The following is a 12089-nucleotide window of genomic DNA, read 5'->3' as shown; positions in this document are numbered from 1 at the left end:
GATCATAAAAGAATGTTATTAAAAAAATGAATATCTCCCATCCTGCTATAATGATATAGCAGGATGGGAAACAAATAACACTTTTGAGATTAATTATAACCCGTATTCTGTTTCAGATTAGGATTTGCATCTAAAGCCGATTGTGGAATAGGAAAGATGTTTCTGAACTCTTCTGATGCATCTTTGAACTCCCAGGAAGAGGTAAACTTCCCAAAACGAATTAGGTCTCTACGCCGTTGCATTTCAAAAGTCAGTTCTCTACCCCGTTCATCGAGGATGTCATCGAGGGTAACAGATTCCATTGGTGTAGCATTGCTCCGCTGGCGGATTAGATTTACTAGGGGCAAAGCCTTGTCGAACTGACCTTTTCGTGCATAAGCCTCTGCTTTCAACAGAAACATTTCAGAATAGCGCAAAAAGGCGATATCATTCCCAGCATTACCTCCGTTGGTATTGGGATCGAGCCCCCATTTGATCCATTTGATGCCGGCATTCATGGGTTGATTGCGGATGCCAGTAGCCGGAATGATCTCATATGGTACCGGACCTATTGCAGATTTTCCTTCTACATATAAGACTGAGTTACCATCCGGCACAACACGTTCAACCATTACAACATCTCCATTGCGTGGATCGATTAAAGGACCGTGTCCCAAGAACATCCTTTTCCTGATATCCTCGTCTTCAAACAGATTGTAAACCGATTCACGCGTTTGGAAACCATTCTGAGGTGTATAGGGTAACCCAAACAATCCACCACTGATTCCAGGAAGAACTTTCTGTACCAAAGGATGCCCCACTCCACCCGGAATCTTCGGTGTGTAAACACCTCCAAAGATAAATTCCGAGTTTTCCTCGTTGTTATGTACGAAATTGTCGAAATAATTGTCTAGCATCTCATAGGCGCCAGAGTTGATCACTAGATCACAATAGGTAATTACGTCATCGTTGTATGGTGTTCCGGTGTAAATCTCTCCATTCATGTAAATCACAGCCATCAGTGCATAAACAGCCTCACGAGTAAGACGTCCGTAATAATCACTTCCAACGTCGTTCTGTGATGGTAAATCGGGAGCTGCGGCTTCCAATTCCTTAATTACAAAGTCAAACACCTCGCTGCGTGTATTTTGTTTTGGCAGATCCTTGGGATTTACCTTTTCTTCTGTGAAGATAGGCACATTACCAAAAAAATCCATCAAAAAGAAATAGGCGTACGCACGTAAAGCACGTAGTTCAGCCTTTGGAGCTTCCAGACCCTCAATCCCAGATCTCTCAAGGGAAGCCAACAAAGCGTTGGTTCTGCCAACAGTTCCGAAAAATGAATTCCAGCTGGTACCCAAGTAAGAGTGATCGGCATCCCATTTATGTTCAGTGAGTTGTTCATAGTTGTCACCTGACCACCAACCCTGAATTTTACCGGTTACCAGCACCTGGTCAGCCGGACATTCCATGCATCTGTACTCAACTCCCATTCCGGTAATTGTAGCAAAATTTCTGTAAATACCTGACAAGGATGAGAGGATCTGTGTTTCACCCTGATAATATGTTTCAGCTACATATTCCGAATAGACATCTTCGTCCAACGAACAACTTTGCAACATACCGATAGAAATCATCAGCAATGCAAAAGGATAAATGATATATGTTTTTATTTTCATAACTTTATAATTGAATAATTTGAACGATTCAGATTAAAATGTGATGCTCGCGCCGACCATGAAAACCCTTGGTCTGGGATAAGCCAAATAGTCAATTCCGATAGGAGCGGTACCTCCCCTGTTCGTATTGGTACGAACCTCCGGATCAAAGCCAGTATACTTGGTGAATACCAGCATATTCTGTCCAGTTACATACATCCTAGCATTGGAAATAAATGAGATGTTTTCTACATTAAAATTATAACCAATACTCACGTTGTCAAGGCGCAAAAAGCTGCCATCTTCAATCCATCGTGAAGAAAACTGAGCTTGCTGATCGTGCGAAACGCCACTATCCACAGCATATCTGAGAACATTGATCCCTGGAGTAGGTTTGGTGTAAGAGAACTCAGCCCCAGTGTTGTTAAAGACATCATTGCCCAACATCCCGTAGAACGTAAAAGATGCATCAAATCTTTTCCATACAAATGAGTTTGTTAGACCCATTGTTAAATCAGGATTGGCGTCGCCGATCACCACATCATCAGGACCTGTAAAGCCATCTTCATCCAGCAGTATCTCCATCCCGTTCTCATCCAGGCCTAAAAATTTATTCCCATAGAAAGTACCGATTGGCAGTCCAGGTTTGATAATCTGTACACTGCCATCGTGGTTTAGCAGTCCCGAAGGGTTAGCCGTGTTGATTTCGTCACGGGAGAACTGCTCGTTGGAAAGTGCGATCACCTCATTCTTGTTGTGTCCAATGTTCAGGTTTGCATTCCATTGAAAATCGCGGGTGCTGACCAGTGCACCATCAATAGAGAACTCAATACCTCTGTTCTCTACCTGCCCCACATTCGCCCATTGGCTGTTCACGACGGAAGGTGCAACTGTAGAAAACTGTAACAGGAGGTCGTTTGTGTTCTTTTTATACACATCGACAGATCCTGTAAAACGGCCATTGAGTATTCCCCAATCCAGTCCAAGGTTAATCTGGGTTGTTTCTTCCCATTTCAAATCAGGATTGGCATAATTGCTGGGCAAAACACTGGGAATTGCAATTCCACCCAAGACATACGAGGAAGAGCCCAACACAGAAAGCTGTTCACGGTACAAGTTGTTAGGTATCTCTTGGTTACCTGTCACCCCGTAACCCAAACGAAGTTTTAGATTGGAGAAGATATCGCTTTTAAAGAATGGCTCATTGTTAATGTTCCATGCCAACGCTCCAGAGGGGAATAAACCCCAGCGATAATTTTTCCCGAAGCGGCTTGAACCATCGTTTCGAAGCGTGAGAGTCACCAGATAGCGATTCTTGATGTTCAGGTTTACTCTTCCATAAACAGAGCTAAGCCGGTTGGCACTTTTGTAGGAGGTGTTGGAAAGAATATTCCCCGATTGCATTAGGTTCCACGTGGTAGCATCAGATACAAACTGATTTCCCTGTGTAAAGGTATTCTGGTTTATGTATCTGTAGAATGAATATCCCAATAAGGCGTTGATGTTGGAATCTTCAAAGATATCTTGCACGAAATTTAGATTTGACTCCATCGTATTGCTAAAATTCTTCAGCTTACTGATGGAAGCTCTTCCTTTTTCAGCCTCTCCAAGCGGATGAGTTGATGGCACGTGAATGTACCTCTCAACATCTTCCATGGTATGTCCGAGGTTGAGAGTGAAACTCAGGGGGGCTAGGATCTGGTAAGTCAATGAGGCGCTCCCGATAAAATTATTGGTATGACTCTCGTCGGTAACTTCTTTCCAAGAAACAGGATTCACACGCAACTCACCAATCTGGTAATAACTACCGTCATCATTGAATATTGGTAAAGTAGGAGCCCATCGCAAAGCATCCTTAAGGATATTTCCCCCTTCATTGTTAGAGTTGGAACCTACGGGGGTATCATCGTTGTCAATTCTGGCAAAAGAGAGATTTAATGCTAGTGTCAGCTTATCATTCAATGCTTTGTGATTGGCGTTGAATCTAGCCGTATATTTATCAAGCTTTGAGGAAAGGATGATTCCTTCCTGACTACTATAACCCACTGAAACACGGTAATTACTGTTCGCCGATCCGCCTCCAAAAGCAATGTTGTGATTCTGGCTAATCGCTGTACGAAAAACCGCATCCTGCCAATCAGTATTCGCTTCCTCATCAGGGAAAGGAAAATCATTGTCTTGTGCGTATGAGCGGTATTCATCCACATTCATCATATCGAGTTTCTTCCGAATGGTTGAAACACCGAAATAGCCATCATAGGTGAGCAACTCTCCTGTTCCCTTTTTGCTTTTGGTAGTGATCAATATCACACCATTGGCACCACGAGACCCATATATAGCTGTTGCTGAAGCATCTTTCAACACATCAATCGACTCAATATCTGAGGGATTAATCGTGTTTAATGGATTAAACCCTTCCGATGAAAAAGGGGAGTTTCCTTGTTGTCCGGTCACATCCACATGCAGGTGGGCTGAGTTAAATTGCATAGGAATTCCATCGATCACATACAACGGATCATTCCCCGCTGAGATCGAACTTGTTCCTCTGACTCGAACGGTTGAGGCAGCACCTGGACGACCACTGCTTTGTACAATGTTCACCCCTGCGATTTTTCCCTGAATCAATTGTTCAGGAGCAATGGTGACTCCCACATTGAAATCTTTACTCTTTACTGAGCTCATAGCACCGGTAATGTCACGTTTGCGTGTCACACCATATCCGATAGCGACAACCTCATCCAAGCCTATGGACTCTTCTTCCAGCACCGCATCAATCACCGTTCTATCCGCAACGGGAATCTCTTGAGTGGCATATCCAATAAAAGATATTCTCAATAGCGCGTTATTTGGTACATTACCCAACGTATAATTACCGTCAATATCTGTTGTTGTTCCATGAGTTGTCCCTACCACAATTATGGTTGCACCAATAACCGGATCACCATAATTGTCTATAACATTCCCTGAAATAGTCTTCGTTTGGGCAAAAAGAACTCCAGGCAATGAAAACATAAGAAACACAACAAGAATTTGAAAAATAAATCTTGCTGGCCGTTGTGACAGAATACACATTTTTTCATTTTTTTTCATTACATCACAATTAAAGGTTAGAAACTTGTTAAACTTCTCAGAAATTTAGATACTTTTTTATCAAGATTATTAATAATTGATATTTGATTGGTATTAAATGATTCGATATTTATTTCTGAATTAAAAAAAAAGATAAAATCGGTTTTATTATCAAAGAGCAATTTTGGAAAGGGGACTTTGAGTAAAAAGATTCAAAAACGATATGCAAAAATAAAGTGCTAATTTTTGTCATAACTATAAAATATGATTTAAATACTATGCTAATTGACATATTAATTTCATTTGTATATTTCATTTATATTAAACCACAAATGTCCGATTTAATTTTCCCAAAGTGACAAGTATGGATAATCAGACAGTTTATTGAAATTACTATTGCCACTAAAGAGTTCTTTGATATTTGATTTATCAAATAAAGCCAGCCATAAAGTCTGAGTGAAAGTATACAATCTTACAGTGATATCCAGTTTCTTTTTAGCAGAAGTCACGAGAAAATAAGTGCAGATAGTGTAAGCTACCCCTTTTTGTAACCTGTCTTTAACTGAAAACGGTTGGCTCTTTTGTGAGTCAACCGTTTTCAGTTAAAGACACTTACAATATGTTATTTATATTTCCTCAAATTATATTTGCTGCGTATACTAAATCACAATCTCCACATTAATTTCTAATCAGCAAGTAAATTTTTCATCTCAACTAAAGATCTCAAACGACAAGCAGTTGATATTTTTTGATTGTTTACAAAAACCACTGGAATATAATTATCATTTTACACATCTATTAAATCATTTTTTACAGTTACAAATTTCTTTTTAGGTTTAATTTTGAAATTGTATTAATAAGCCTGAATTTATTTTACAATTGATGTTGGAAAAACTTGTTTGAGAGTGATGCACATTCATCCCGATTCCAGCCAATAGCATTTTCATTTTATAACGTCAGGAATCTTGATTAAAAGGGTAGTTGAAATTTGAGGCGTAAACCATACAAAAGGAATAATACATAATAACCTTTTCAAAACAAATAAATTTCACTTCAATGAAAAACAAAGCAAATCCTATCTCCAGGAGAAAGTTCCTGGCTGTCTCCGGAGCCATCGCCGGAACTACCATCGTGAACCCGGCTTCAAACATCCTTGCAGCCAACATGGGCAGCAACAGTATCAACAACAAGAAAACAAGGCTGGCCATTGTCGGCCTCGGCATCAGGGGCACCAGCATGTGGGGCAGCAGCCTCACGAAAGAGTATGGCAAACAGATTGAGTTCGTGGGCCTCTGTGACCATAACCCCGGCAGGCTGGCACTGGGAAAGCAGCTGATTGGTACCGACTGCCCCACCTTCGACGACTTCGAACAGATGATGCGCGAGACCAAACCCGACCAGCTGATCGTCACAACCGACGATGACACGCACGACCACTTCATCGTAAAAGGGATGGAGATGGGCGCCGACATCATCTGCGAGAAGCCGATGGCCATAGACGAGCAGAAGATACAACGAATCATCGACGCCGAGAAGAGAACAGGCAAGCAGTGCAGGATCACCTTCAATTACCGCTACTCACCCCACCGCGCAAAGATGTGGGAGATTCTCCAGTCAGGTGAAATCGGAGAGCTCACCTCGGTCGACTTCCACTGGTACCTCGACACCTCACATGGCGCAGACTATTTCCGCCGCTGGCACCGCCTGATGGAAAAAGGGGGATCGCTTTGGGTTCACAAGGCCAGCCACCACTTCGACCTGCTCAACTGGTGGATTGGCAGCGACCCGGAGAGCGTCTACGCCCTGGGCGACCTGGAGTTCTACGGCAAGAATGGGCCCTTCCGTGCCGACAACTGCCGCAGCTGCCCCCACACCAAAGAGTGTAAGTTCTACTTCGACATCATGCGCAGTGAACATCTCAAGCGACTCTATGTGGAGAATGAGAAATATGATGGTTATCACCGCGACGGATGTGTCTTCCGAAACGATGTCAACATCTACGACAAGATGGCCGCCACCATCAAGTACATGAACGGCGTGCAGGTGGCCTACTCGCTCACCACCTACTCGCCCTACGAGGGGTATCGAATCGCCTTCAACGGTACCAAGGGCAGGATGGATGCCTGGATACAGGAGTCCAACCCCACCACCGATGCCAACTACGACGAGATCGTGGTCTCGAAGAACTTCGGGAAGAGAGAGTATCACCACATCCCGCAGGGCAGTGGCCACGGCGGTGGCGACAAGCTGCTCAAAGACCAGATCTTCATCCCCGGAACACCCGACCCGCTACGGCAGGCCGCGGGCGTACGCGACGGCTCACTGGCCTGCCTGGTGGGCATCGCCGCCAGGAAGAGTATCGCCACGGGCGAAACGGTGATGATCAGGGATCTTACATCCCTGCAGCCCATGGTGAAGAAAGCGTAACAAACACTTACAACTATTGCCAGACACTCATTTGAGGTACTCGGCACATTACCATGAACAGAATTAAATATACAATTGAAATACATGAATTTAAACGCTTATTAAAAATCATTATGATAAAATTGACCTTTTCTTCGAAAACTCTCATTTTACTGCTATGCCTATTGTCTTATGTAACAATAGCAACAGCACAGGAAAGCACAGTCAGTGGCAAGGTGACAGATGAACTGGGAGAGCCGATGATTGGAGTGACCGTGCAGGTTGAAAATAATTCAATCGGTACGGTAACCGATTTTAATGGTAATTACACATTGAGGGTTCCCGGACCCGATGTGAACATTGTCTTTTCTTTTGTTGGCTATGATTCGCAGACTATTCCGCTCGCAAACAGAAACCGAATTGATGTGATCATGACCGAAAACGTAACCTTGATGGAGGAGCTGATTGTAATTGGTTACGGTACCGTTACCAAAAGATCGCTCTCCACAGCTGTCGCAACTGTTGAAGGAGACAAGGTAGCAGACATGCCAACAGGGGACCTTGCACAAAGTCTTGTAGGACTTAGCTCAGGGGTAACCTTTCAGCAGATCAGCGGTCAACCTGGTGAATCACCTGCGATTCGTATCAGGGGCAACGGATCCATCAACAGTGGGAACGATCCACTTTATGTGATTGATGGTTATCCCACCACCTCCAGCAGCGATTTCGCGAACATCAACCCACAGGATGTGGAAAGCATCCAGATCCTGAAAGATGCTGCTTCATCGGCTATATACGGATCACGTGCAGGAAACGGGGTAATCATCGTAACCACCAAAAAAGGAAAGGAGGGAAAACCGGAAATCCGCCTCAATGCACAGATGGGTGTAAGCCAGCCTTCCACCTATGTAGATGTATTGGGCAGGGATGATTATTTGGAAATGGTGATTGAAGCAAGGACCAACAACGGAACAATCAACAACTTCCCTGCACTCCAGGATCTCTGGAACAAACGCAGTACCTTACCCGATAACAACTGGCAAAAAGATATTTTCCGAAACGCCCTCAACCATAGAACAAGCGTCTCGGTAACCGGTGGAACGGAAAAGGTGAAATACAATTTTTCTGCCATGTATCTCAATGAAGATGGCATATTGTTGAACTCTTACAACAAAAGAATCAGTCTGAAGGGTGGCTTTGAAGCCCTCTTGACAGACAAGATAAAGCTGGGAGTCAGTTTCTCTCCTACCTACAACCATACCCGTGCACAGAGTCCTTCAGGCGGGAATACCGAAGATGTGACAGGTGTTGTTGCCGAAGCACTCACCTTCCCCCCCCTTTTCACACCCTATGTAGAGAACGGTGATTATTTCCAAGTGGCACAACATGGCGGAGGAAAGAATGGTTACCCCAACTACGGGTTCAACACGCAGATCAGAAATCCGGTTGCCAACCTGATGGAAAACTTTGACAACAGATGGTCTTTTCGCTCACTGAATAATGCATTTCTTGAGTTCAGACCAATTGAGGGACTGGTCATCCGCTCCAGTGTTGATCTGATGATCAACTCCTACAAGCGGGATAACTACCGGACCGCTTACCTGCTTGGCAATAGCTATACGGGAAATAAATCGACACCCAACTTCAACACAATTGACGGTTACCGATCTTCTCTCATAGCTTACGACTTGTACTCATCTACGACTGCCACATACGGATGGTCGATCGACGAGAGTCACAACTTCACCGCTCTGCTCGGTTATGACGCTGAATATTTCAACACGTTTGATGTGCGTCAGGATGACCGTACCGACAGCGACTATCCCATTGCATACACCCAGACCAATATCACCAACGTAAATGGAGCAAACCTCTGGAACGGCTCCTCAACTGTGGGCGAATATGCGTTTGATGCAGTATTCGGTCGCCTCAACTACGACTACAACCAGAAATATGTTGCCTCTGCTTCTCTCCGGCGCGACCGTTCCAGTAAATTCGGACCCGGCAAACGTGCGGGTATCTTCTACTCAGGATCGGCAGCCTGGAATATTTCTGAAGAGGAGTGGGGTAAGAGTGACTGGCTGACCAACTCAAAGATCAGACTGAGCTACGGTCTTACAGGCAATGATCAGATTGGTGATTACTACTCATGGATGGCGTCCCTTGGTAGCTCCAACCAGGTGGTATTTGGCACCGGTGATAACATGATGACACGCACAGCTTACTATCCGAACGGCTACTCCAATCCATACCTGGGATGGGAAACCAACAGTCAGTGGGACCTGGGTATCGATCTAGGATTCTTCAATCGCTTCGGCCTTACCGTAGATCTCTATCGCAGGGTTAGTGAAGTGGTGATGTCAATGTCTATCCCCAACTTCAATGGCATATCCTCATCCATCATGTCCAACTCGGGAGAAATAGAAAACAAGGGCTTTGAAGCGCAACTGACCGCTCCCATCCTTACCGGCGACTTTAAATGGACTGCAACCCTCAACGGATCCAAGAACATCAACAAGATCCTCACACTCGCCAACGGACAGTCGCAGCTTTCCAACCAGAGCGCAGGAACAAAGTGGGGAAATGTGATCCGAAACTACGTGGGGAGACCGATGGGTGACATGTACATGCTCAAGGTAATCGGCACCTTTAACAATTCAGATGATGTCAAAAACAATCCCAATTTCGGAACACAAGCTATTGGGGATCTGATGTACGAAGACTACAACAAAGATGGAGTGATTAACAACGATGACTTCCAACTCGTGGGCAATTACCAGCCCGATTTCACCTTCGGATGGACCAACTCTTTTGCATACAAGAACATTGACCTCAACTTCACAATTGACGGCCAGGTGGGGGGTAAAGTGATCTTTGCCGCTGCACGTGCTTTCACCCTGAACAGGTATGATGACAATGTGCTGGCTGATTCCGGCCTGGGACGATGGAGGTCGGAAAGTGATCCCGGCAACGGCACATCACACAAAGCGGGCACCAACAACCTGGGGTCCAACATCAATGCCTCCACCCGTTATCTTTACAGCTCCGATTATCTGCGTCTGCGCAATCTGAGCATTGGTTATCTTCTCCCGAAGCAATTCACAAAAATGATCGGTTTTGAGATGTTGCGATTCAGCCTTAATGCACAAAACCTCTATACCTTTGATAAATACCCGGGGTATTCGGTTGAGTCAAACTACTCAGGGAACTCCGCCACCAATAATGGAGTTGATTTCGGCAGCTACCCGTTGTCACGAGTAATCACATTCGGTGTCAATATAGGTTTTTAATTTCCGCAACTGCTCATCACATCATGCTCAAAAACAAGAAATGCATATGAAAAAAATATATACAATACTATTTATGGGAATCATAGCCCTTGGGCTTCATTCCTGCAGTGACAGCTTTTTCGACCGTTTCCCGTCAGACTCGATGCAGGTAGAGACCTATCTCACAAATGACGCTGAGGTTGAAAATGTGCTCTATGATGTCTATTACCAGCTCCGCTCGGTAACCCAGAACATCATTTACCTCAATGATATAGGAACAGATGTGGCCTACAACAGAAAAACAAACAACTCGATGGATCACATCAACCTGAATGAAAGCAATATCACTGAAAATTTTGGCATCTCCTCTACCATTTGGGCAGGATGCTTCAGGATCATTAACCGCTCTAACTATGCCTTGAAAGCGTTAGACAACGTTACAGATGAAGCAAACAAGAAACAGTTTGAAGGTGAGGCCAAATTCTTCAGAGCTTATGCTTACTTCCAACTTGTGAGGCTCTTTGGCAACGTTCCGGTTACAACAGAGGTGATTGAGGATTACACCACCCTGTACGGGTATCCTCGTCAGTCAGTTGATGAAGTATACAGCCAGGTGGTGCAGGACCTCACTGATGCAGTTGCAGGGTTACCCAACAACTACACAATGGATGCACAAAAAGGAAGGGCAACCAGGATTGCTGCTCTGACCATGCTTGGAGAAGTTTACATGACAAGGAATGATTTTGAAACAGCCAAAACACACCTGAAAAGTGTAATTGATTTTGCCAGTGCCAATCCCGGCTTACTGGGGCTTGAAACAAATGTAGAAGATATCTACGATTCCAACAATGCCAACGGAAAAGAGATTATTCTGGCTGCTCAGTTCAACTATGGCTCCACGATTATCAGCAACTACCTGATGTCTGCCTCCATTCCCAACATTATCAATCCTTCAGCACAACCTACTTATGCCTATGATGATGGTACAACCACCACAATCAAAACATCAGAAGGCACCAGTATCCTGCTGATGACATATGATCTCTACAAGAGATATGACCATGACAAGGATAAACGATTTCAAAAACTGGTATACAACGGATTGTATGACGCTGAGTTCACCTCTGCAGATCCTTTTGCCTTCAGAACCGAGACCAATGCAACATATCTGCCAACCACACTCAAATATTATGATCATCAGAACAATTACAACGGCCTCTCAAAATATGCCGCCGGAACGGATAACATTATATACCGTTATGCCGATGTATTGCTGATGTATGCAGAGTGTCTGAATGAAACAGGTAACTCCTCAGGTGCAGCTACGCATCTCAATATTGTTCGCAACAGGGCAGGTTTGGATGCGACTGCAGCCGCTTCGAAAGAGGAGCTCACTCTTGCCATTGAAAACGAACGGTTGCTAGAACTATGCTTTGAGGGACATCGTTGGTTCGATCTGTTGCGCAGGGGACGTCTCACCAAAATCATGACCGACCATTTCAACTGGGCTGAACCGGGACTCAACTCAGTAATTCAATCGCACATGAACGGGAACGACAAAATCGATTCAAAGGCAAAATGGAAATGGTCGAATGCCTCCTATTCGATTTTATTCCCTCTCCCCTATGATCAATTGCAATTGATGCTGGACTTCGGATGGACACAAAATGAGGGTTATTGAGATGCATTGTTTAGGTTAACTAATTTG

At 44.3% G+C, this 12089-nt stretch carries 5 protein-coding genes; 3 read left to right on the top strand and 2 right to left on the bottom strand.

Translation table 11 applies throughout. The annotated features are described in order from the left end of the window. Positions 1-89: 89 nt before the first annotated feature. Positions 90-1658, bottom strand: coding sequence for a RagB/SusD family nutrient uptake outer membrane protein (locus JS578_10700; GenBank protein QRX63323.1), 1569 nt, complete (start codon positions 1656-1658; stop codon positions 90-92). A 33-nt stretch (positions 1659-1691) separates the two neighbouring features. Beyond that, positions 1692-4727, bottom strand: coding sequence for a TonB-dependent receptor (locus JS578_10695; protein ID QRX63322.1), 3036 nt, complete (start codon positions 4725-4727; stop codon positions 1692-1694). Positions 4728-5762: 1035 nt separating this feature from the next. Here JS578_10695 and JS578_10690 point away from each other — a divergent pair. Genes JS578_10690 through JS578_10680 form a run of 3 tightly spaced genes read left to right on the top strand, consistent with a single transcriptional unit; the run spans position 5763 to position 12062 of the window. Then, on the top strand, positions 5763-7133 hold the full coding sequence (locus tag JS578_10690; GenBank protein QRX63321.1) for a Gfo/Idh/MocA family oxidoreductase: 1371 nt from the start codon (positions 5763-5765) through the stop codon (positions 7131-7133). A gap of 53 nt (positions 7134-7186) precedes the next feature. Continuing rightward, the gene (locus JS578_10685; protein ID QRX63320.1) at positions 7187-10402 is read left to right on the top strand and encodes a TonB-dependent receptor; all 3216 of its coding nucleotides are present in this window, start codon (positions 7187-7189) and stop codon (positions 10400-10402) included. A gap of 46 nt (positions 10403-10448) precedes the next feature. Continuing rightward, on the top strand, positions 10449-12062 hold the full coding sequence (locus JS578_10680; protein ID QRX63319.1) for a RagB/SusD family nutrient uptake outer membrane protein: 1614 nt from the start codon (positions 10449-10451) through the stop codon (positions 12060-12062). Positions 12063-12089: the final 27 nt, after the last annotated feature.

It is taken from the genome of Dysgonomonadaceae bacterium zrk40, from assembly GCA_016916535.1.
In the GTDB taxonomy this organism is placed as follows: domain Bacteria; phylum Bacteroidota; class Bacteroidia; order Bacteroidales; family Dysgonomonadaceae; genus Proteiniphilum.
Note: the sequence above shows the minus strand (reverse complement) of the source record. Positions and strands in the feature narration are given on the sequence as shown.

Excerpts from the sequence above, each read along its gene's own strand:
- JS578_10690 (QRX63321.1), top strand. The coding sequence starts at position 5,763 with ATGAAAAACAAAGCAAATCCTATCTCCAGGAGAAAGTTCCTGGCTGTC.
- JS578_10680 (QRX63319.1), top strand. The coding sequence starts at position 10,449 with ATGAAAAAAATATATACAATACTATTTATGGGAATCATAGCCCTTGGG.
- JS578_10695 (QRX63322.1), bottom strand. The coding sequence starts at position 4,727 with ATGAAAAAAAATGAAAAAATGTGTATTCTGTCACAACGGCCAGCAAGA.
- JS578_10700 (QRX63323.1), bottom strand. The coding sequence starts at position 1,658 with ATGAAAATAAAAACATATATCATTTATCCTTTTGCATTGCTGATGATT.
- JS578_10685 (QRX63320.1), top strand. The coding sequence starts at position 7,187 with ATGAACAGAATTAAATATACAATTGAAATACATGAATTTAAACGCTTA.